This is a genomic window from Methanobrevibacter sp., assembly GCF_045539575.1.
Lineage (GTDB): Archaea > Methanobacteriota > Methanobacteria > Methanobacteriales > Methanobacteriaceae > Methanocatella.
Map to the genome: position 1 here is coordinate 18,836 of NZ_JAZQFM010000013.1, position 23,361 is coordinate 42,196.

General features: G+C 35.8%; 23 protein-coding genes. 12 read left to right on the top strand and 11 right to left on the bottom strand.

Annotation, left to right across the window (positions count from 1 at the left end; genetic code table 11):
• Positions 1–15 precede the first annotated feature (15 nt).
• On the top strand, positions 16–609 hold the full coding sequence (locus tag ACKI30_RS01500) for a zinc ribbon domain-containing protein (RefSeq protein ID WP_292739862.1): 594 nt from the start codon (positions 16–18) through the stop codon (positions 607–609).
• A gap of 55 nt (positions 610–664) precedes the next feature.
• Here ACKI30_RS01500 and carB read toward each other — a convergent pair whose 3' ends face one another.
• On the bottom strand, positions 665–3,841 hold the full coding sequence (carB, locus tag ACKI30_RS01505) for a carbamoyl-phosphate synthase large subunit (protein WP_407409276.1): 3,177 nt from the start codon (positions 3,839–3,841) through the stop codon (positions 665–667).
• A 22-nt stretch (positions 3,842–3,863) separates the two neighbouring features.
• Entirely contained in the window at positions 3,864–4,946 is a 1,083-nt protein-coding gene (carA, locus tag ACKI30_RS01510; RefSeq protein WP_407409278.1) for a glutamine-hydrolyzing carbamoyl-phosphate synthase small subunit, read from the bottom strand.
• Positions 4,947–5,131: 185 nt separating this feature from the next.
• Here carA and ACKI30_RS01515 point away from each other — a divergent pair, with 185 nt between their 5' ends.
• Together ACKI30_RS01515 and ACKI30_RS01520 are read left to right on the top strand one after the other, a co-directional pair.
• Entirely contained in the window at positions 5,132–5,707 is a 576-nt protein-coding gene (locus ACKI30_RS01515) for a flavin reductase family protein (RefSeq protein ID WP_295160169.1), read from the top strand.
• 92 nt (positions 5,708–5,799) lie between these two features.
• Positions 5,800–7,317, top strand: coding sequence for a DEAD/DEAH box helicase (locus ACKI30_RS01520; RefSeq protein WP_407409280.1), 1,518 nt, complete (start codon positions 5,800–5,802; stop codon positions 7,315–7,317).
• Here the strand turns inward: ACKI30_RS01520 and nadC are convergent, their stop codons facing one another.
• On the bottom strand, positions 7,318–8,139 hold the full coding sequence (gene nadC / locus ACKI30_RS01525) for a carboxylating nicotinate-nucleotide diphosphorylase (RefSeq protein ID WP_407409282.1): 822 nt from the start codon (positions 8,137–8,139) through the stop codon (positions 7,318–7,320).
• Positions 8,140–8,206: 67 nt separating this feature from the next.
• Between nadC and rnz the strand changes: the two genes are divergently transcribed.
• Genes rnz through nadA form a run of 3 tightly spaced genes read left to right on the top strand, consistent with a single transcriptional unit; the run spans position 8,207 to position 10,780 of the window.
• Entirely contained in the window at positions 8,207–9,109 is a 903-nt protein-coding gene (gene rnz, locus ACKI30_RS01530) for a ribonuclease Z (protein WP_407409284.1), read from the top strand.
• A 5-nt stretch (positions 9,110–9,114) separates the two neighbouring features.
• Positions 9,115–9,864: a mechanosensitive ion channel family protein gene (locus ACKI30_RS01535; protein ID WP_407409286.1), complete on the top strand. Its 750-nt coding sequence runs from the start codon at positions 9,115–9,117 to the stop codon at positions 9,862–9,864.
• 1 nt (position 9,865) lies between these two features.
• The gene (nadA, locus tag ACKI30_RS01540; protein ID WP_407409288.1) at positions 9,866–10,780 is read left to right on the top strand and encodes a quinolinate synthase NadA; all 915 of its coding nucleotides are present in this window, start codon (positions 9,866–9,868) and stop codon (positions 10,778–10,780) included.
• A gap of 25 nt (positions 10,781–10,805) precedes the next feature.
• Here nadA and ACKI30_RS01545 read toward each other — a convergent pair whose 3' ends face one another.
• The 4 genes from ACKI30_RS01545 to ACKI30_RS01560 form a co-directional block, all read right to left on the bottom strand.
• Positions 10,806–11,795, bottom strand: a complete 990-nt coding sequence (locus ACKI30_RS01545) for a homoserine acetyltransferase (protein WP_407409290.1) — start codon at positions 11,793–11,795, stop codon at positions 10,806–10,808.
• 143 nt (positions 11,796–11,938) lie between these two features.
• Complete coding sequence (locus ACKI30_RS01550; protein ID WP_407409292.1) at positions 11,939–12,907, bottom strand: hypothetical protein; 969 nt, start codon at positions 12,905–12,907, stop codon at positions 11,939–11,941.
• Between the two features lie 81 nt (positions 12,908–12,988).
• Positions 12,989–13,264, bottom strand: coding sequence for a DUF5750 family protein (locus ACKI30_RS01555; protein ID WP_407409294.1), 276 nt, complete (start codon positions 13,262–13,264; stop codon positions 12,989–12,991).
• Positions 13,254–14,204, bottom strand: coding sequence for a homoserine acetyltransferase (locus tag ACKI30_RS01560; protein ID WP_407409296.1), 951 nt, complete (start codon positions 14,202–14,204; stop codon positions 13,254–13,256). Before ACKI30_RS01560 ends, ACKI30_RS01555 begins: the two co-directional genes overlap by 11 nt.
• Before the next feature lie 116 nt (positions 14,205–14,320).
• On the opposite strand from ACKI30_RS01560, the gene nucS reads away from it, so the two are divergent.
• Positions 14,321–15,103, top strand: a complete 783-nt coding sequence (gene nucS / locus ACKI30_RS01565) for an endonuclease NucS (protein ID WP_407409298.1) — start codon at positions 14,321–14,323, stop codon at positions 15,101–15,103.
• Here the strand turns inward: nucS and ACKI30_RS01570 are convergent.
• Positions 15,100–15,579, bottom strand: a complete 480-nt coding sequence (locus ACKI30_RS01570) for a hypothetical protein (RefSeq protein WP_407409300.1) — start codon at positions 15,577–15,579, stop codon at positions 15,100–15,102. The two genes, nucS and ACKI30_RS01570, sit on opposite strands and share 4 nt — an antisense overlap.
• Positions 15,580–15,673: 94 nt before the next feature.
• Here ACKI30_RS01570 and ACKI30_RS01575 point away from each other — a divergent pair, with 94 nt between their 5' ends.
• Positions 15,674–16,423, top strand: a complete 750-nt coding sequence (locus ACKI30_RS01575; protein WP_407409302.1) for a PsbP-related protein — start codon at positions 15,674–15,676, stop codon at positions 16,421–16,423.
• A gap of 44 nt (positions 16,424–16,467) precedes the next feature.
• Complete coding sequence (locus ACKI30_RS01580) at positions 16,468–17,292, top strand: carbon-nitrogen hydrolase family protein (RefSeq protein ID WP_407409304.1); 825 nt, start codon at positions 16,468–16,470, stop codon at positions 17,290–17,292.
• Here ACKI30_RS01580 and ACKI30_RS01585 read toward each other — a convergent pair whose 3' ends face one another.
• Together ACKI30_RS01585 and ACKI30_RS01590 are read right to left on the bottom strand one after the other, a co-directional pair.
• Positions 17,293–18,141, bottom strand: coding sequence for a HEAT repeat domain-containing protein (locus ACKI30_RS01585; protein ID WP_407409306.1), 849 nt, complete (start codon positions 18,139–18,141; stop codon positions 17,293–17,295).
• A gap of 116 nt (positions 18,142–18,257) precedes the next feature.
• Positions 18,258–19,028 (bottom strand): SDR family NAD(P)-dependent oxidoreductase, encoded by a 771-nt coding sequence (locus tag ACKI30_RS01590; protein WP_292739898.1) that lies wholly within the window; start codon positions 19,026–19,028, stop codon positions 18,258–18,260.
• A gap of 328 nt (positions 19,029–19,356) precedes the next feature.
• Here ACKI30_RS01590 and ACKI30_RS01595 point away from each other — a divergent pair, with 328 nt between their 5' ends.
• The 3 genes from ACKI30_RS01595 to ACKI30_RS01605 all read left to right on the top strand — a co-directional run bounded on the left by ACKI30_RS01595 (position 19,357) and on the right by ACKI30_RS01605 (position 22,875).
• The gene (locus ACKI30_RS01595; protein ID WP_407409308.1) at positions 19,357–21,954 is read left to right on the top strand and encodes an ATP-dependent helicase; all 2,598 of its coding nucleotides are present in this window, start codon (positions 19,357–19,359) and stop codon (positions 21,952–21,954) included.
• Between the two features lie 70 nt (positions 21,955–22,024).
• Positions 22,025–22,399 carry a DUF5518 domain-containing protein gene (locus tag ACKI30_RS01600; RefSeq protein WP_407409310.1) on the top strand — a complete coding sequence of 125 codons (375 nt, stop codon included), beginning with the start codon at positions 22,025–22,027 and terminating at the stop codon, positions 22,397–22,399.
• A 17-nt stretch (positions 22,400–22,416) separates the two neighbouring features.
• The gene (locus ACKI30_RS01605; protein ID WP_407409312.1) at positions 22,417–22,875 is read left to right on the top strand and encodes a hypothetical protein; all 459 of its coding nucleotides are present in this window, start codon (positions 22,417–22,419) and stop codon (positions 22,873–22,875) included.
• Between the two features lie 8 nt (positions 22,876–22,883).
• Here ACKI30_RS01605 and ACKI30_RS01610 read toward each other — a convergent pair.
• A partial coding sequence (locus tag ACKI30_RS01610; RefSeq protein WP_407409314.1) for a DUF1297 domain-containing protein occupies positions 22,884–23,361 on the bottom strand: 478 nt, incomplete at its 5' end.

The following is a 23,361-nucleotide window of genomic DNA, read 5'->3' on the forward strand; positions in this document are numbered from 1 at the left end:
TTTTAACATAAGGGGATGATTTCTATTAACTCTCAGGAAATAAGATACTTCTACAGGAACATTGTAAAAACCGGTGATGTATACAGAGTTAAACATAATAATAAAGACTATGGAGAGTTCAGGAAATTATCTGACGCATTATATGAAAGAGATGCACTGTTTTTTTGTAATTTTGACTATGATCTTCTTGTTGAATGTGACCTTGAAAACAAGTATGAAAACATGGAATTGCCCCCATTTCCTGAAAAACGACCTAAAGGACGTATTAAAGGAACCAAAGTAAACAAGAAAGAAAGGGAAGGGGAAATCCTTTTTGACCATAAAGTCAGAGGTTTTTATATCAAAAGAATGGACGACATAATCGGCTATTATGACACAATGACTGAAGCGTTCTATTACAAAAAGCTTCTGATGGACAATGACTGGGACAAAAGCGTTCTGAAAAGCAACATTACCGAAAAAATTGAGGTCAATGCCCTTATTGATCAAAGCAAGGAGTATAAGGTGCAACTTAACTTCTGTCCTAAATGTAAAAGCAGGTTAAAAATTGGTGAAGAGGAATGTCCTTCCTGCGGTATTAATATTAAAGAATATCTGTATGGTAATTAAAATAAGCCTATAAACTTTACAGACTCAAAAAAAAATAAATAAGGATAGAGAAAAATTATTCTCCATCTGCATAGTCGTTTAATGATTTTACATTAAGTTCACTGTCTTGTACAGCTGCAATAGCATTTAAAGCTGCTCTTGCACCAGCCAATGTAGTAACATAAGGAATACCGAGTTCGATAGCTAATCTTCTGATGATGTAACCGTCTTGAGCGGATTGTTTACCTTCAGAAGTGTTGATAATCAAATCAATTTCCTTATTTAAAATTGCATCCCTGATGTTAGGGGATCCTTGAGACACTTTTTTGACCTTTTCAATTTCTTTAAGTCCTGTTGCATCTCCAGTTCCACTAGTGGCTATGACTTTAAATCCTAAATTAACTGCCTTTTCAGCGATTGGTCTGATTTTTTTCTTGTCAGATTCTTTGACACTTATGAATATTTTACCTTCTTTAGGCAATTCCATACCTGCTGAAAGCTGTGATTTATAGAATGCCATTCCGAAGTTTTCATCAATACCAATACTTTCACCGGTGGATTTCATTTCAGGACCTAAAACAGTGTCTGATTCCGGCAATTTCAAGAATGGGAATACTGACTCTTTTACAGCAACGTGATCAATTTTAATTTCTTTGGTTAAGTTGAAGTCTTTGAGTTTTGCTCCATCCATAATCCAAGTTGCAACTTTTGCAAGTGGCACGCCAATAGCTTTACTTACGAATGGAACTGTTCTACTTGCACGTGGGTTTGCTTCAATGATATAAACCATTTCCTCATCAAGTTTGACTGCATATTGAATGTTCATTAAACCTTTAACATCGAGTTCCAATGCCAATTTGGTTGAATTTTCACGAATGGTATCCAATATATGTTCAGGAATTGTTTGAGGAGGTATTACACATGCAGAGTCTCCGGAGTGAACACCTGCTTCTTCGATGTGTTCCATGATACCTGCAATGAATACGTCATCGCCGTCACATAAAAGGTCAACATCCAGTTCGATTGCGTCTTCGAGGAACTTGTCCACAAGGATTGGGTGATCTGGTGAAACTTTAACAGCCTCTTTCATATATTCTTCAAGCTCATTAACGTCATAAACGATTTCCATTGCTCTTCCACCGATAACATATGATGGACGTACAAGCACTGGGAATGTGATTCTTTCAGCAATTTCTTTAGCCTCTTCAAAAGAGTTAGCTGTTCCATATGCTGCTTGATGAATGTGGAGTTTTTCTAAAAGTTCAGCGAAAAGTTCTCTGTCTTCTACTCTGTCAATGCTTTCATATGGAGTTCCCATGATTTTTACACCAGCGTTTGCCAGCGGCACTGCAAGGTTAATAGAAGTCTGACCACCGAACTGTACAATTACGCCGTCAGGTTTTTCCTGCTCGATTACACCCATTACATCTTCAAAGGTTAACGGTTCAAAGAAGAGCTTATCTGAAATGTCATAATCTGTACTTACAGTTTCAGGGTTGTTGTTGATTAAGATTGTTTCGATTCCATCATCTTTTAAAGCAAGAGATGAATGTACACAGCAGTAATCAAATTCAATACCTTGACCAATTCTGATTGGACCTGCTCCTAAAATAACAACTTTCTTTTTGGTGGTTGATACCAATTCATTTCCGACATCGTAACTGCTGTAGTAATATGGAGTTTTAGCTTCAAACTCAGCAGCACAGGTATCTACCATCTTATAGGATTGTTTTATGTTGTATCTTGAAAGAAGGTTTCTGATGTATTCTTCGGTTTGACCGGCCAATGTAGCGAGTCTTTTATTTGAAAATCCTAATTGTTTTGCTTTTCGTAAGTAGAACTCATCATCCAATTTTTCTGCTGTAACATCGTTTTCAAAGTTTACGATGTTTCTGATTTTGTATAGGAAGAAATTATCGATTTTTGTAAGTTCCCTGATTTTATCGATATCCATTCCGTCTTTTATAGCAGAATAAATTTGGAAATAGATTAAATCGGTAGGGCGTGCAAGGTCTTCTTCTGTGTAGTCCACATATTCAAATCCGTCAAAGCCCATGTCAAGGGATCTCAATGCTTTCTGGAACGCTTCCTCGAATGTTCTTCCGATAGCCATTACTTCTCCGGTTGCTTTCATCTGAACACCGACTTCACGGCTGATTCCTTTGAACTTGTCAAATGGCCATCTTGGGATTTTGATTACTACATAATCGATTGCAGGTTCGAAAGATGCAGGGGTTTCCTTGGTGATGTCGTTTTTGATTTCATCCAATGTCATTCCCAATGCAACTTTTGATGAGATTTTTGCAATAGGATAACCTGTCGCTTTTGAAGCGAGTGCACTACTTCTTGATACACGAGGGTTTACCTCAATAACTTTGTATTCATCGGTTTCAGGGTTTAATGCAAACTGAATGTTACATCCACCGCGAATTCCCAATGCTCTGATAATCTTGATTGATGCGTCACGCATTTTTTGAATGGTTTCATCGCATAGGTTTTGAATAGGAGCAACAACGACACTGTCTCCTGTGTGAATACCCATAGGGTCGATGTTTTCCATGGTACAGACGATGATACAGGTGTCTTCCTTGTCCCTCATTACTTCAAATTCTATTTCTTTCCATCCGAGAACTGATTCGTCAATGAGAACCTGGTTGATGAAACTCATATCGAGTCCGTGGTTTGCGATTTCAATTAATTCCTCTTCGTTGTGTGCAATTCCACCACCGGTTCCACCTAATGTGAACGCAGGTCTGACAATTACAGGATATCCAATGTCTTTTACAGCTTCAAGTGCAGCATCTACGCTTTCTACAGCCTGACATTTTGGAATTTTCTCCCCGATTTCATCCATCAGATTTGCGAAGAGGTCACGGTCTTCCACATCTTTAATAGTTTGAACGTCGGAACCTAAAACTTTGATTCCTTCGAGTAATCCTAAATCTCCAAGTCCTGTTGCAATATTCAATCCGGTTTGTCCACCCATAGTTGGTAAAATAGCATCAATTTCTTCTTCTTTTATAATTTTTGCAACGACTTCCGGAGTCAACGGTTCGGTATAAACAGTATCTGCCATATCAATATCAGTTTGGATTGTAGCTGGATTACTGTTAACGAGTACTGTTTCAATACCTTCCTCTCTTAATGATTTACATGCTTGTGAACCTGAATAATCGAACTCTGCAGCTTGTCCAATTTGAATAGGTCCAGAACCAATAATCAATACTTTTTTAATATCCTTATCAACTGGCATTTGTAATCCTCATTTAATTTTTTTAATAATCATCCATCATTTGACTGAACTCATCAAAAATACTTCTTGTATCGTTTGGACCAGGACCTGCTTCAGGGTGGTACTGAATACATTTAAGAGGCAATTCCTTGTGGGAAACACCTTCTGGAGTTCCATCATTTAAGTTAATTTGAACTAATTCTAAGTCTGTTTCTTTTAAGGATTCTTTATCAATTGTGAATCCGTGGTTTTGTGAAGTGATAAATACATTTCCGGTTTTTAAGTCTTTAACCGGCTGGTTTTCTCCACGGTGACCGAATTTCATCTTGTATGATCTTGCACCGAAAGACTTAGCAATCAGTTGCTGACCCATACAGATTCCGAATATTGGCAATCTGTTGGACAGTTTTTTCATGGTTTCAATTGTTTCGGTTACCCTGTCAGGATTTCCAGGTCCGGAAGTAATCATCAAACCACTTGGAGAGTAATCCAAAACAGTTTTATAATCAGTATCATAAGGGAACAAAACTACACCAATGTCCCTTTCTAAAAATGAGTTAATGATATTCTTTTTAACTCCACAGTCGATTAAAGCAACTTTCTTGTCCGCATCTTCATTGAACACTTTAATTTCTTTGGTTGAAACCAAAGGAACAACATCAATATCTTCAATGCTTGGTTGGGACCTTGCCATTTCAAGCAATTTATCATCATCAATGTCTTCAGTTGTTATTGCTGCTTTAAGTGAACCTCTTTCCCTGATTTTTAAGGTCAAATCACGAGTGTCGATTCCACTTATTCCGGGAGTTTTAAATTCTTTTAAGAATTCGTCAAGAGTTTTTTGAGGTCCCCAGTTGGAAACTTCACGGCAAACCTCACGACAGACAAATCCTTCAACCTGAATCTTGTCAGATTGATACCACTTTTCACTTACCCCATGATTTCCTTCCAAAGGATAAGTAGACATTAAAATTTCTCCTTTAAAAGACGGATCAGTCAAGGATTCAGTATAACCTCCCATACCTGTGGAAAAAACAAGTTCTCCCAATTTGGTGGTTTCATAACCGAACGCTTCACCTTTTAAAATAGTACCATCTTCCAAAGCCAATTTAGCTATTTTTACCATTAAATCACCATTATAAAAAAAATATAAATCTCTATCTTTAATATATATTGTTTTACTATATTATTAAATTATTGTTTTTTACAAATTTATTAGAGAATATTTGAATATTTTTTAATTTAAAATTTTTAGGCATACCAAAATATTTATAGTGATTTTTTAAATATCTTATCAAAGGAGATGAAAAAATGAGAAAAAATTTTGAAGATTCAATAGTAACTCCACTTCCAGTCTTGATGATTGGAACATATGACGAAGAAGGAAATGCAAATGTAATGAATATCGCTTGGGGAGGTCAATGCGGACCCAAACATATTGCAATCAACATAGGACTTCCGGAAGTGGAAAAAAAGACCTTGAAAAATATCAAAGTCAAAAAAGAGTTTACAGTAAGCTATGCCACAAAAGACACAATGGAAATATCCGACTACTTCGGACTATTTTCTGGAAACGTTGTGGACAAAATTGCTGAAGCGGAAGTGAATGTTGAAAAAGCAGAAAATGTAGACGCTCCTATAATTGCTGAATACCCATTAACTGCAGAATGCAAATTGGTTGAAATGAATGAGAATGATTTAGGGGAAATGCACATAATTGGTGAAATTGTAAATATCTCAGCAGACGAATCAATCCTAGATGATGAAGGAAACATTTCAGTAGACAAATTACAACCAATCGTCTACGATTCAATTGGAAAAACCTACAGAATTGTTGGAGAAGTTGTTGGAACCGCTTTTGAAGATGGAATTAAGATAAAAAAATAATTTCATCCCTTTTTTATTTTTTTACCAACCACACCAATATATTTAATTCAAATCATTCAATATAATAATATCAAAATAATGAGAGTAAAAAAATGGATTTGGAAAGCCAGGACCTTATTAAAAAACACCTAAATACTAAAGATTTTGCCAAATTTAAGAAATTAATCGCTAAACCAACATTATATGATGTTCCAGAATCTTTAACAGGTGAACTCAGACCCTACCAAAAAATAGGCTATTCATGGCTGGTTCAAAATATCAGATATGGATTTGGAAGCATACTGGCCGATGATATGGGGCTTGGAAAAACAATACAGGTGCTCTCCGCAATTCTTTACTATAAAGAGAAAGAGCTCCTGGAGGATAAGACCGTACTGATTATCGTGCCGCCAACTTTAATATCCAATTGGGAAAACGAAATCAAAAAATTCACACCGGAATTGACTTATTTTATTTATCACGGATCAAACAGAAGCTATCCTCTAGAGAACTATGACATCATTTTGACTTCCTACGGCGTTGTCAGACTTGATTTGGACATGTTTCTGGACGAGCGATGGTTTTTATGTGTCATTGATGAGGCGCAAAACATCAAGAATCCAAATACAGAACAGACAAAAGCAATCAAAAGCGTTAATGCAAGGTCCAAAGTTGCCCTGACCGGTACGCCAATAGAAAACAAGCTGATGGACTACTGGTCAATATTCGATTTTACAAACAAGGGATACTTATCAACAAAGGATAGTTTCAAAAAGCAGTTCGTCATCCCAATAGAAAAACTGGAAGATGAGGAGACAATCCACGAGCTAAAGACAATAGCCAAACCATTCGTTTTAAGAAGATTGAAAACAGATGACGACATTAAAAATGAACTTCCGGAAAAATTCATCAATGACATCTACTGCACACTATCCAAAAAGCAGGTTAAACTGTATAACGCAATCCTGGAAGAGATTTTCTTCGATATTGAAAATTCAAAAGGAATTCAGAGAAAAGGAATAATTTTAAAGATATTGACTGCTCTAAAACAAACATGCAATCATCCTGCACAGTTTTTAGCCATTAAAAATCCGAAAATTAGCGAATCCGGAAAAATGGAGCTTTTGGTAAATATTTTGGAAAACATACTGGCAAATGATGAGAAAGTCATAATATTTACCCAATACGTCGAGATGGGCAAACTGATTCAGGAACTGATTTCCAAAAAGTTCAAGCAGGAAGTGCTCTTTTTACACGGCTCACAGACACTCAAGGAAAAAACAAGGATTATAGACACATTTCAGGAAGATGAAGACTACAAAATTTTTGTTGCAACCCTCAAAACTGGTGGAACAGGTTTGAACTTAACTGCTGCCCAAAATGTCATCCACTATGACCTATGGTGGAATCCTGCAGTTGAAAACCAGGCTACAGACAGGGTTCACAGGATCGGCCAGGATAAAGATGTGATGGTTTACAGGTTCATCACCAAAGGAACTCTGGAAGAGACCATTGACGCCATAAGCAAACATAAAACAGATCTAGCGGCCAAATCAATAAGCAACGACGAAACATTCCTTACCGAAATGACCAACGAAGAGCTGAAGGAAGTATTGAAATTAAGGTTATAATCAGAATTTCATGCTGAAGTTAAGGCTTCTTGAGGAGTGTGTCAGAGCACCTATTGATATGATGTCCACGCCCAATTTTGCATACTCGACAATTGTTTCATCAGTAATGCCCCCTGAAACTTCAATCAGTGCCCTTTGACGAATGTTCAACTCGTTTAATTTGTCGATTACCTCACTGACCTCTAAGGGAGACATGTTGTCAAGCATTACGATATCCGCACCGTTTATCACACATTCCACAGCATCATCGAGTGTCTCCACTTCGATTTCTATTTTTTTGGAAAAGCTGACATTGGCCTTTGCCCTTAACAGTGCTTCAAGGGGAGTTCCGCAGGCAGCAATGTGGTTGTCCTTAATCAATACCATGTCATCCAGACTGAAACGGTGAGTGTCTGCACCCCCAACGCCCAAAGCGTATTTATCGAATTTAGCGATTGCAGGTGAAGTTTTACGTGTTCCTGCAACCCTTACATCATAATCCTTCACTAACTCGACATAATGACTTGCGGCGGTTGCCACACCACTCATTCTCATGGACAAGTTCAGGACTGTTCTTTCCAAAAGCAGAATTGTCCTTGCATCCCCTGCAACTGACATTAACAGATCGTTTTTGGATATTTTTGTTCCGTCAGTTAACCAGAATTTGACTTTAATTCCGTACTCCTCGAATACTTCACGAATTACATCCATACCTGCTAAAATTCCTTCATCTTTGGAAACTATCTGAGCAGATATTTCTTTTCCCTTTTCAACAACCGCATTTGAAGTAATGTCTCCGAAACCTTCGTCCTCTTCCAACATGTAGCGAATAATTCTATCCAAAAAATCACCTAAAATTTAATAATTGATTAAAATATATATTTATTTTATAATATAAATTAGTGATTATATGGAAATAATATTTTTAGGAACATCTTCGGCAGTCCATTCAAAGGAAAGAAATCAGGTTTCAATTGCCTTGAAGGCCTTTGGAGATGTTATACTATTTGACTGTGGGGAAGGAACCCAAAAACAGATGCTTAGTACAAAAGTGAGTCCTATGAAAGTGTCAAAGATATTCATTTCCCATTTTCATGGCGACCACATTTTAGGCCTTCCAGGACTGATACAGTCATTGGGTTTGCTTGGAAGAGAAGAAAAGCTAACAATTTATGGTCCTAAAGGATTACAACAGCTTAAAAATGCAATCTTCAGCTTAGGCTATTGTAAAATAGATTACCCAATTGATTTTATTGAAATCGAAAGCGGAACTATTGAAGAAACTGACGAATACATTATCAGTTGCCAGTCAGTAAGACATAATGTTCCGTGCCTCGCATATTCAATAGAAGAGAAGAAAAAACCGAGATTCCTGAGAGAAAAGGCAATAGAGCTTGGAGTTCCGGTAGGTCCTGCTTTTGGAAAGCTCCACAACGGAGAGGAAGTTGAAATTGACGGCAGAATCATTAAACCTGAACAGGTTCTTGGAGAACCGAGAAAAGGAATCAAAATAACCTACTCAGGAGACACAAGGCCTTGCGAGGAAATGATTGAATTTGCAAAGGACAGCACATTGCTAATCCACGAGTCAACATTCACCTCAGAGGAAGCACAAAATGCAGAAGAGCATGCCCATTCAACAGCGGCGGATGCCGCATACGTTGCAAAAGAGTCAAACAGCAAAAAACTGATAATTACACATATAAGCACAAGATATGGCGAAAGTTATTCCAAAGTCCTGTTAAAAGAAGCCCAGGAAGTATTTGAAAATACTGAAATGGCACATGACTTTTTAGAAGTTGAGGTTAGATGATCACCATGTATATTCCAACAACATTCGATGATGCGACATGGACATTTATCAGCATCATAATTATCATTGTTATTACATTAGCGATTACCAGGTTCGTTGCATTTTCAATGAATAAAATGGAACGGTTCCAGGACGACATGACCGCAGCATACCTAATCCGGGACATAATAACATATGTAATTTATTTTATTGCATTGATGGTCATTTTACAATTCTTTGGAATCAATGTTGCAGGAACCCTGCTGAGCGTAGGTATCGTAGGTATTGCAGTGAGTTTTGCTGCAAAAGACATTATTTCCAATTTGTTTTCCGGAATCATATTGATTATCGGGAAAAGTGTCAAGGTTGGAGAAACAATTGAAATCAACAACCAGAAAGGATATGTTGAAAGGATTTTCCTTAGATCAACCGTTATTGTGAATGATTTGGGAGTTAGAATCAATGTTCCGAACTCCACACTGACAAACAATACATATCTCCAATATAAAAAACCTGAAAAGTACAGAATTGATATTCATACTGGTTTGAAACCTAATGTTGACATTGAAGACTTCTCAAAATACATCATTGAAAAAATAAGCTCATATGACGGGGTCGCTGAAAATCCGAAACCTCAAGTTTTTGCAAAGGAGATAACCTTTGAAGAAAGCAAAGTTAAAGTATCATTTTGGATAAAAGAATATAAAACAAAAGACGAATATAAATTAATTATCACTAATGAAATTAGAAAATATGTAGAAAAAGTAGGTGAGTAATATGAATTCACTTCAAGAAGAAATTTTGAAAATTAAAGAAGAAAAGAATGCAATTATATTGGCACACAATTATCAGCCAAAAGAAGTTCAAGAAATAGCTGATTTTCTTGGAGATTCACTGGAATTATGTATTAAAGCATCTGAAATTGACGATAAAGACTTAGTGGTCTTCTGCGGTGTAGATTTCATGGCTGAAACTGCGTATATTTTAAACCCTGATAAAAAAATCGTGATTCCAACTCTTGAAGCGGAATGCCCTATGGCACACATGTTGCCTGAAGAAGAATTGCTGAAGGCTAAAGAGGAACATCCTGATGCGGGAGTCATCCTTTATGTCAACAGTATTGCAGAAGCAAAACAGCATGCAGACACATTATGTACATCAGCAAATGCAGTCAAAGTTACTGAAAGCCTACCTCATGATAAAATACTGTTCGGACCTGATAAAAACCTTGGAACTCATGTTGCTGCAAAAATAGACAAGGAAATCATTCCTGTTCCAAAGGACGGTCACTGCTACGTTCACAGATTATTCCATATAGAAGACGTTGAGCTTAAAAGGGAACAATACCCTAATGCGGAAATCATCTGTCACCCTGAATGTGACATCAAGGTTCAAAATGCATGCGATAAAGTAATGTCCACCGGAGGAATGTTAAGATACATTGCGGAAAGCGATAAGGAAGAGTTTGTTATCGGAACTGAAATTGACATGATTACAAGAATAAACTCAGAAGTTCCGGGCAAAAAACTGTATCCTCTCCTTGAAGGAGCAATATGTGAAACAATGAAACTGCACACCTTGGAAAAAATAAGAGACGCTCTCGTTAATGAGGAACCTGAAGTTGTTCTGCCTAAGGATGTTGCAGACAAGTCAAGAAAAGCCGTTGAACATATGCTTAACGCATCAAAATAGCTAGTTAATCCTAGCTTATTTTTTTCTATTTTTTAAAATCTTTCAAAAATTCCCTGAATTCATCAAACATCACTGAATAGTCCTCATGTCCTGTATGATCTCTACTGGACTTGTATAGAACCACTTGAGAATTTTCAATTAGATTCTTTAAAGGAAGTGTATCTTCCTCAGAAGAGTAATATAAATCGTCTTCATTACCGAAAATTAATGCCCTTGCCTTAATATCACCTAATTTTTCTTCGATATTAAAATTCAAAATGATATCATTGGCAAATTTAACGTCATATATATCAGTGAAAAGACCCTCATCAACATAATCGTCCATTAAAACATCAATTTCATCATTGGACATTTCTTGGAAAACCTTTTTTGAAAAATAGAATGAATATAACAATTTATAAACTGAAACCAAAGTTCGTGATAACGAATCATTATAATTCTCATCATAAAATCCGTCCGATGACTCGATGATACTGTCTACAGCTCTTGTAATTACATATCTATAACCGTTAGTTTTATAGGAACTGTCACAGACCATAATAAAGTCCATCTCATCCGGATATTCACATGCCCATGTGTAAATGGAATATCCCCCCAATCCTATCCCACACAAGCCCAACACATGATTAATGTTTAAAAACTCATGTAAAAATTGCCTATTGAAATTAACCACGTCCAAAACTGTATATTTTGGAAAATTATATTTCAAGCCAGTGGTTGATGGGGAACAGGATTCCGGAAAACCTAAGGCAGTAATGGAAATGATGCAATATTCATTTTTATCAAATGGGGCGCCGTCAGCTGTAATTTGATATAAGTCATTAACTGAAGAACAAGATCCATTGAAATTATGGAAATAAACAACGGCATTTACCATGTTTCCGTCATCATCATATTTGGGAGTGCCAGTTATGTTATATTCCACATTAACATTTTCAAGAACATCCCCATTCTCAAATTTAAATTCATCAAATTCATATTTACCATATCCCAAAAACGACTCATCGAACACCACAATAGACACCCACTATATTTGTAATTATATTATTTATTTAAAAATATATAAAAATTACCTAACATCAAAATAAATTAAACATTGTATTGTAAAAATAGAAAAAAATTAACTATATTGAAAAATCTTATAAAAGATTAATTTAGTCATTTGAACTGCTTTAAGAAGGAAATGACCTCAGAACCCATATCTGAAAAATCATGTTCATCATAAAAACTTTCCTTATCACTAAACACCAGCACTCTTGAATCTTCAATAATGTCCTTTAAAGGCAGGATATCCTTCTCATTATTGAAATATAAATAGTCAGAGGATCCCATAATTAATGCCTTTGCCTTAATATCCTTCAACTTATCGAAAACATCATATCTCAAAAGACAGTCATTACGGGATTTGAAATCATATATGTCAATGAACAAGCCTTCATCAACATAATCCCCCATTAAAACATCAATTTCATCATTTGAAAATTCTTCAAAAACCTTTTTTGGAAAATTGCCTAAAAACGCTAACCTTGTGAGTGTTACAATCAGCTTTGATAGGGAAACAGAATATTCCTCACGGTAAAAATCATCGGAAGAATCCAATATTGAATCTGCAACATTTAAAAGAACGTAACGGTATCCATATGTTTTAAAAGTAGTGTTTAAATTAATAATAAACTCCATTTCATCGGGATATTCACATGCCCAGGTATAGACTTCAAATCCGCTGACCCTCTCACCAACAAGGCCCAACACTTTCCCAATGCCAAATTTTTCTTTTAAAAATTGTCTTTTAAAATTAACCCTGTCTTTTAAGGCATATTGTGGAAACTGATATTTCAAACCAGTTGAAGAAGGAGAACATGAATCTGGAACTCCAAGAGGAGTTATCTTAATGAAAAAATACTCATCATTAAACTCTTCCAAAATTTGATTGTGAAATTCCTGCAAAATAGAGCTGTCATTTTTAAAATTTGGGAAGTATACAACTGCATTAACAATATTGCCGTCAGCATCATATCTAGGCGACCCGCCAGTCCAATATTCAACATTGACATTCTCTAAAATTCTTCCAGATTCAAATTCAAATGAATCCATAATATAATTATTATAATCAAGACCGAAATTCATTTTCTTAAATGTTATATTTAAATTTTTCACATATATAAAAATTATTGAAATTATTCAATAAATAAAAATAATGTTACATAATCACATATCCTCTAAAAAACTTGATAAAAATATGTTCATTTCAATTTCTTCACGTGCAATGAAGTCATCCAACCTAAATTGGGCAACCTCGCTTTGAAACGGATACAGACGGTCATCAAAGTACATTTTTAATTTAAATGACTCCCCGTCAATTTCAGTTTCCTCTTCAAGATTTTCATTCAAAAAATCCATCTGGTCTGAAGATAAGCCATTGACCAGATATTCAATGAAATTTTTATCATCGATTTTTCCATAGTTTGAGATTTTAACCATCATCAAAATTCTCCATAAACTCATTTAATTCATAGGCTATGTTTTCAAGTTCATTGAAGCACAAATGCCCCAATTCAGAATCCATTACAATCAATTCAGAATCTTCAATCATTTCAGACATTGGAATGCCGTCAAGTTCCGGCGGAAAATGAGGGTCCTGCTTGCATGAAATGATCAGCACTTTGGATGTGATTTTATCCAAGTCATCTTCCACATTGAAGTTCATGCTGGCGGCATTGCAGTATTTCAAATCATAAATGTCAGTTTCTATCATTTCATTTCCAAATTCTTCAAATTCAAAACTCAATTCATCGTTTGTTTTTGCCCTTAATGCCTCTTTGGAAAGACCGAAGTTAAATTCTGCCAGACAGGCTATCCTTAAGGTCCTTATTAATGAATAGGTCAATTCACCTTTTGCATAATCCGGATCAGACCCAATAATCTCATCCACGAATCTTGAAAGAATGAAATCATGGCCTGCAACCTTGTAGCTGCTTACACCAGTGATTATAAAGTCCTGAAAGTCAGGATATTCAATAGCTTGAGTCAATCCTACAAATCCCCCCATGGAATTGCCTATCAAGCCTAAAACATGATTAATCCCGAATTTTTCGGCCAAAAACTGTTTTTGGAAATTTACAACATCCAACATGTTGTATTTTGGGAATTTATTTTTTAAGCCAGTTTGTGAAGGAGAACATGACCCTGAAGATCCCAGAGCAGTCAAACTGATAAAAAAATATTTTTCGCTGTCAAAAGGACAATTTGGAAATGTTAACGGTAAAATTTTATTAACTCCAGCAAAGCTTCCTAGAGAACCGCTGCAATAAAGAATTGCATTGTTGATAACTCCATTTTCATCATATTTTGGAGTTCCATAAGTCATATACTCAACTTTAACATCATTCAGGACTTTTCCATTTTGAAATTTGAAAGAATCCATTATAAAGTCCTCTTTTTTATTTTCAAAAAATTCATCATCGAAAATTTAAATCCCCTCCATTAACTAATATATTGAAAAAACAAAATATTTAAATTAAACTAAACAATGTTATTGTGATGAAATATAAAATATTAGAAAAACCCAGTTGTGATGAAGCATACGATTTGGTTCAGGAAGCTTTGAGAAAAAAAGCGACAATTCTTATTTTTGCTTGCTGTAAAGTTAACTATGAAGGTCGTGCGTTAAGTGAATTAAACTGGGGAGAACGTATAGTAATGATTAAACCGGATGGAGCATTTTTAATCCATCAGGAAAAAAAGGTTGAACCCGTAAATTGGCAACCTCCAAAATCAAGAACCCGAAGCTATATCAAAAACGACAATCTCTTTTTGGAAAGTCACAGAAGAACACCTAAGGAACTGCTGACAGTTGAGATTAAAAAAATCCATTTTATCAATTTCGCAAATATTGAGGACTTCGAAGAGCTTGAACAGGCAGGATACGAGAAGGACATGGGCGACATGATTATGGAAAAACCCCATATGATTGAAGAAGGATTCACACCTACTGCAAGAGAATACAGCGTGGAACATGGATTTATTGACATTTTAGGAAAAGACAGTGACAATAACCTGATGATATTGGAATTGAAAGCCAGAAAAGCAGGCGTTAATGCAGTAAAACAGCTTAAAAGATATCTTCAGGACTTTGAAAATACTGAAAATGATTATCTGAAAGAATGTCAGGCCCAAAAGAAAAAAATAAGAGGATTGCTTGTGGCACCATCACTTATGGAAGATGCGCAAGAGATGATTGAGGAAGAAGGCATTGAATTTGTTTCAATTGAACCTCCTCGCGAGTTAAAAAGAGATAAAAAAGTGACATTGGATGCATTCTAGTTCAATGCATCTTCAATTTTTTTAAGTTCTTTGGCATGGAACTCTTTAGTTAACTCATTAGCCGGAATTGAAGTTGTAACATGACACTCTTTTTCTAATTTGTAAATGAGATAATCTTCATTTTCAAGCGGAATTGTGTCCTCTTCATCCAGTAATTCCAAACCGTCCAATTCAGCTAAAATATTATCATATTCTTCTTTTTCAAGTGCAATAACATCATCGATTTCCATTTCCTGAAGTTTTGGATTTAACTGATATGAAATAGCTACAAATCCGTTGACTTTTTTATCGGAAATTGAAAATTCTGAATGTCTGATTTCGTCCATAGACATTTTAACATGAAAAACAGTGTTTTTAGTGACTGGAACTTCACTGGACAAACCAATTTGATTGATCTCATAATTATTTTTCCACTCACCTATTTTGTAAATTGCATAATTTATGTCATCAACATTAATAATTTTATTCTCATCCATGATTATCACGAATATAAATATATTTTTATAAAATAAAAAACTTATTATACATATACATTCTTTATAAAAATGTAAATTCAATGGAGGTTAGGCTGTGAAAAAATGTCCTGAATGTGGAAATCCTAGTTATGATGGTGCTCCTGTTTGTGGAAATTGTGGATTTAAATTCCCAAAACAAAAGGTTGCCGTTAAAAGAGAAAGAAGTATCTTTGATAGTCAACCAGAAGTGGAAAAACCACCTAAAGTAGAAAAGCCACCTAAAGTGGAAAAACAAAAAGTAAAAAAACCTTCCAATGAACCAGGCGTATTAGATATTATCAAAGAAAAGAAACTTATTATTGGAGCAATATTACTTATTACTTTAATCGTGATTTGTGGAATTGTCCTAACTGGATCAAATAAAAATACTTCAACACCTATCGCATCCGGCGATTTAGCCGTGTATGATGCAGGTGACTTTTCATTCAAATATCCAAAAAGTTGGGAACAAGTAAATCTCACTGATTCCGAACACGAAACCGCTATATTCTATATGGATGAAAACAATACAGTTATTGAACATTATAATATTAGCAGTAGTGCCACATCTCTAAAAGATATCAATCAGCAAAGAATCACCTATGCTTTAGATAACGGAGATGCTGTTGAACTTCTTGAAACCGTTACTTTAGATGGTAGAAACGGATCAAATATCATTTTAGAAAATGCTGATGGTAACTACACAAGATATGTTTCAATGTTTACTGATGGTGAATTATATGTTTTCAAAGTAAGTGGAGGCTCCATTAATTCAATTACATCAGAAAATATTAATAATGCGATAAATTCTGCAGATATTGCATAAGTATGATTTAAATCATACTTTTTTCTATTTTTTTAAGTGTTAACATGACTAAAATCAAACTTGCTCTTTGTCAGATGAACGTTATCGATGATAAAGAAGAAAATTTAATGAAAGCCAGTTCAATGATAACCACCGCCGCTCAAAATGCTGATTTTATTGTCCTGCCGGAGATGTTTAACTGCCCATATTCCAACGATAAGTTTATTGAATATTGCGAAGAGGAAAATGACAGTCATACATTAAATGTCATCTCAAAACTAGCTAAAAGCAATCAGATGCATATTTTGGCAGGGTCCATTCCGGAGGAGGAAAACGGCAAACTGTACAATACATCTTACCTTTTCAACAAAAATGGTGCAATAATAGCCAAACATAGGAAAATGCATCTTTTTGACATTGACGTTAAAGATAAAATTACATTTAAGGAATCCGACGTGCTGACTGCTGGAAATGATTTTACAATAGCCAGAACAGATTTCGGAAAAATAGGCATTGGAATATGCTATGACATCCGCTTTCCGGAACTTGCAAGAGTCATGGTTGAAAATGGTGCATTAATGCTCTTCTATCCTGGAGCATTTAATATGACAACAGGTCCCGCACATTGGGAATTGCTCTTTAGAGCCCGAGCACTGGACAATCAGGTTTATTGCATTGGAGTTGCTCCAGCACTAAACGAAAATGCAAGCTATCACAGTTTCGGCCATTCAATTGTTGCAAACCCATGGGGTGAAATAATTGCCGAGGCAGGTCAAAAAGAAGAGATTGTCTATTGTGAAATCGATTTGGATGAAATAAAAAAAGTAAGAGAAGAACTTCCGCTTTTGAAAAACAAAAGAGAAGATCTCTACGAAGTTATCAAAAAATAACTATTTGAGTTTAGCCAACCTTTTTTCAAAGTAAGGCAGTTTTTTATCGTTGTCTGCGAATACTTCAATAGCTGTTTCAATGACTCTAACTTCATTGTCATAGTCATTCTGTTTTCTGTAAAGAACACATAATCTTTTATATGGAGCATCTTTAGGCTGTTTTGCTTCCACATATCTTTCATATTCCTTAATAGCTTTTTGAAGATTGGTTTTTTCCATTTCCTTAATGGTACTCATTGGAATAACTTTTACAATTGACTTACCTGAAGCCTTAGCCTTTTGTCTTTTTTCTGCTTTTTTAATTGCCTTATTACAGGATTTTTTGAAGTCCTTGTCGTCTTCACCTTTTCTTGCCTGTTTAATGAGTGCAATTGATTCTTCGGTTGCAAGGTCTCCCAAAGCCTGAATAGCAGCTAATTTTACACCCCAATCATCATCTTCCAGACATTTGGCAATTGTATCAAGTTCATCATCTGCCTGAAGCTCACCTAAAGAGCGCACTGCTACTTTTCTGACACCAAAGTCATCATCTTCGGTTGCTTCAACAAAATAAGGAATAACTTTTTTATCTTCAGTTTCTTTAAGTGCAAATGCTAAAAAGCGTTTATCTTTTCCTTCAGCATTTTTGAATTCTTCGATTAATTTATCGACAGCTACATCCCCCATACTGCCTAAAATTTCAGCAGCTTTAAATCTGACTTGAGCATTTTCATCAGTAGTTGCTTTAATTAATGGTTCAATAGCTTCCTCATCAGTAATTCCAACCAATGATTCGATAGCTTCCTTTCTAACTTTAACATCATCATCTGATAAATTGTTAATAGCTTCGTTAAAACTTAAATTAGTCATGATATTAGGTTAGTTTTTGAGAATATATAAATACCCATTACAAAAAATACGGAAATTCAGGATATTTGCTTATTAAAAAAAAGAAAAAAAGAAAATTGAAAAAATAATTTTTCAATTTAAATACAGGTGTATCCACCGTCTACAGCAATTGCTTGACCAGTTACGTAACTGGATTTAGGTGATGCGAGATATACAACAGTTGAATCTAATTCTCCATCAACACCAGATCTTCCAACAGGTACAACAGTTTTTGTGTATGCTTTGTACTCGTCATTGTCAATGGTTGAACGGGTAAGTTCAGTTGGGAAAGTACCTGGGCAGATTGCGTTTACGGTAATGTTGTATTTTGCCCATTCTGCTGCTAATTGTCTGGTGAGGTTTACTACTCCACCTTTTGCTGCTGCATATGGGGAGGTAGGGGTTGCCATAGTTCCTACTAAACCGAACATGGATGCAGTGTTGATGATTCTTCCGTATTTTTGAGGAATCATTGCTTCACGAGCAACAGCTCTGGACATTTTGAAGGTTCCTGTAAGGTCCACATCTACAGTTTTGTTCCATTCATCGTCAGTTAGTAATTCTGCTTCTTTGGTTGCTCCGTAACCTGCGTTGTTGTGGAGGATGTCGATTCTTCCAAAGTGGTCCATGACTTCTTTTACACAGTTTTCAACACTTTCAGTGTCGGTTACATCACAGACTACTCCAATACAATCAACACCAAGTTCTTTAATTTCAGCTGCGACTTCATCTAATCTTTCTTTCCTTCTTCCTGTAACTACTATGTTTGCACCGTATCTTGCGTATGCTTTTGCCATGTCGACACCAATACCGGAGGATGCTCCGCTTACTAATGCGACTTGTCCTTCTAAATTAAATAAGTCATTCATATTTTTCACGCTCCACCATTTCAAAATAACTCAGTAAGTTATTTTTTCACATGGTATGAATAATAATATGTTTAATTTGATTTATAAAATTTATCATTTTAATGAATTTTTTCAAGTGAAATGTAAAAAATAACGAATGTTATCCATAATTGATTTAATTAAACTTAATCATGTTTAATTCAACTAATACAAACACATCTGCGACAATCCAGTTAAAATAAAAAGAAAAATCCTTAAATTTAGTCATGCCTAAATATTAAAACAAATCATATTATATAACAAATTTTACAAAATTAAAAAATAGAAATTTTTCAAAAGAGTGATTGAAATGATTGAAGAGCAGACCAAAAGCTATACCAAAAAACAGATTTTAAAAACCCTGCATCCATGGGTTCAGAAATGGTTTAACTCACAGTTTGAAGACTTCACTCCAGCTCAGAAAAAATCAATCATTGACATACACAAGAAAAACAACATACTAATTTCATCACCAACAGGATCAGGTAAAACATTAACAGCGTTCCTATCAGTCATAAGCGAACTTACTGCACTTGCCGAAAAGGACAAACTAGAAGACAAGGTTTACTGCATATACATTTCACCCCTAAAGGCATTGGACAATGACATTGAAAAGAACCTTGATGAGCCATTAAATGGAATTGAAAAGATTGCAGGAAGAAAGCTTGGAATCAGAAAAGCAGTCAGGACAGGTGACACAACACAATACCAAAGACAGAAAATGCTTAAAAAACCTCCCCATATCCTCATTACAACACCCGAGACATTGTCCATTTTACTTGTAGCTCCAAAATTCAGGGAAAAACTGAGCCATGTGAAATACGTAATCATTGATGAAATTCATTCACTGGCCGAAAACAAAAGAGGAGTGCATTTAAGCTTATCCCTTGAAAGACTTCAACATCTGATAGGCCATTACACAAGAATTGGCCTTTCCGCAACAGTCAGTCCGATTGATGAAGTTGCAAGGTTTTTAGTGGGCTATGAATATGGCGTTGAGCGGAACTGTAAGATTGTCAATATAAACTACCTCAAGGAACTGGATATGGAAGTAATGTGTCCCGTAAGCGACATTGTGCTTGCAGACGAGGAGGACACCCGCCTTGGAATGTATGACCTGTTAGACGATTTGATTTGGGAAAACAAAACAACTCTAATATTTACAAACACCCGTAGCGGAACTGAACGCTTTGTCTACAACCTAAAGAAAATGTATCCTATGCACTACAACGGCACAAACATAATGGCACACCACTCATCCCTTTCAAAGGAAGTCAGACTGGAAACGGAAAACAAGCTGAAAGAAGGAAAGCTAAAGGCAGTGGTGTCATCAACATCCCTTGAACTTGGAATCGATATAGGATACATAGATTTGGTCGTGCTAATCAACTCTCCAAAGTCTGTCGCAAGGGCTCTTCAAAGGATTGGAAGAAGCGGACACAAACTCCATGAGAAATCAAGAGGGAAAATAATCGTTACTGACCGTGACGATTTGGTTGAATGTTCAGTATTGCTTAAAAACGCAAAAGAAGGAAAAATCGACAAAATTTCCATCCCTAAAAACTGTTTGGACGTGCTTGCCCAGCACATCTACGGAATGAGTATAGAAAATCCTTGGGACATCGATTATGCATATGACGTGATAAGGAAAAGCTACTGCTACAAGGACCTCACAAGAGACGATTATGAAGATGTCCTGAGCTACATGGCAGGAGAGTACACTGAACTTGAGGAAAGGTACGTCTACGCCAAAATATGGATTGACTATAAGGAAAATACATTCGGAAAACGTGGAAAACTGGCCAGGATGCTTTACTCCACAAACATCGGAACAATACCTGACTCATCAGGAGTGCTTGTCAAATGCGACGGCGAAACTGTCGGTAAAATCGAAGAAGTATTTATGGAAAGGCTGAAAAAAGGAGACACATTCGTTTTGGGAGGCAGAACCTACAGGTTCAATTACGGAAAGGGAATGACAATCAATGTGACTCCCGCAAGCGGCCCCCCAACAATCCCATCATGGTTTTCACAGCAGTTGCCATTGTCTTTTGACCTTGCAATGGACATCCAAAGGTTCAGGGCACATATGGACGTGAAATTCAGATACCGCAGAAGCAAAGAGGAAATTATGGAGTTCATTCATGAATATTTGTATGTTGATGACTTTGCGGCAAATTCCATCTACGAATACTTTGTCGAACAGTTCAAATATGCCCACATACCAAGCAATCAAAGACTTCTGATTGAATACTACAAGGGATTTGGAGGAAGAAAATTTGTCATCTTCCACTCACTGTTTGGAAGAAAGGTAAACGATGCCCTTTCACGAGCTGTGGCATATGTTGCCGCAAGAAGATTTAACATTAACGTGACAATATCCATATCCGACAACGGATTTTATTTAAGCTCTGACGGTACAATCGGCGGTTTGGAATCATTCAGGGAACTGACCCCAGAAAATTTCGAGACAATCCTTACAAAATCATTGAACAAAACTGAGACATTGGCTTCAAGATTCAGGCATTGCGCCGGAAGATCACTGATGACCCTTAGAAGATACAAGGGAGAATCAAAGTCCGTTGGCCGTCAGCAGGTTCGTGGAAAGATATTGCTCAAATTCGTACAGGACATGGATGAAAACTTCCCGATTTTAAATGAGGCCAGAAGGGAAGCCCTCGAAGATTATATGGACATAAAAAATGCACTTAAAGTAATTGAAATGATTGACAGAGAAGAAATGGAAATAAAAACAATCAATACAGTTATTCCAAGTCCATTCGCATTTAATTTAGTTTCACAAGGATATTTAGATGTTTTAAACCAAAACGACCGAGGAGAATTTACAAAAAGAATGCATCAAGCAATACTTGACCAAATCAAAGACAAATTAAAAGACATCTATTGAACAAAAAAATCAAAACATTAAATTAAATGAATTAACAAAGTACCAATATTAACAAATTAAAGGTGACATCATGACAAAATGGAAAGCAGTTATCATTGGATTCATATTAGCAATAATGGTTCAAGCATTCTTTTCACACTATGAATTCATTGGATTGTTAATAGTTGGATTTATAACAGGATACATTGCACACAGCGGAGCCTTGGGAGGGCTGTGGAATGCAGCAGTTGCAGGAGCTCTTGGAACCATAATCAGTGCGATACTATTCATTATAACCGCAACAATCGGTGGCAGTTTCTTTGGAATATTTGGAGGATTGACTGGATTTACAATCTCCGGACTTTCAGGACTGGGTGCCGTAATCGGTGAACTGATTTATTATGCAATTGTCATGGGAATTACAGGAGCTGTTGGAGGAATAATGGCTTCTAAAAAAGAAAATTAAATTTTTGGAGATATTAAATGAGATATGATTTGGGCATAAATATTAAGGCTTTGGTATTCGGTGCAGCTATTGCAGCAGCATTTATACTATTCGGATACCAATTCAATGATTGGCTATATCCTTTTTCAGCTATCGGACTCATATATGCAGGATATGGACAGAACGATTTGAAAATGGGAACCTTTATGGGTTTACTTGCATCAACACCTATTGTTGTATTAACCCTGCAAGGATACATGGGACAATTTGACGGATTTTTCCTTACCGAAAACGGAATTATGACTGTGACACTTATCATCCTAATTGTTGGTGCAGTTGTCGGTTTTGTTGGTGCATGGACAAAAAGAAGCCGTGTAAAAGCTTTAGAGCAATATGAAAAACAGCAAAAAATAGGAAAAAACAAAAATAAAAAGAAAAAAGCAAAAGTTCAACCTCAAGAGGAAAAAACTTTTGTCGATAAAATATTTAAAAAATAATAACAAATTTATGTTATTATTTTTTCTAATTCATCTCTTTCTATACCTCTTTTAATTTCAAGAGCAATTCTTCTACCCATACTCATTGGTTTACCATAAGTCAAGTAGGAGTAAGGAGAACCATCCATAAATGTATTTGTTCCACCATCAGTTCTTGCACTGATTTCAAAACAGATTACTTCTAAATTATCGTTAACTAATGTTTGCATACAGAATGGACCGTTTAATCCTGGTGCAACTAATTTTTTAGCACTTTCAGTTAATTTATCAGCAATGTCGAATACTTGTGGAAGTAATGATTCACGAATTACTGCAGGGTGGTTACCTGTTACAACATAAGATGGGCTTAAGTCAATGTCCAATTGATCTTTTGCAGGCATCCTTACAAAACCGTCAATGCTTGATTCATATCTTGTATCCATACCCATTAATTCAACTGTATCATCAAGTGCTGAGTAGAAATAGTGAATACAGTAATTACATCCT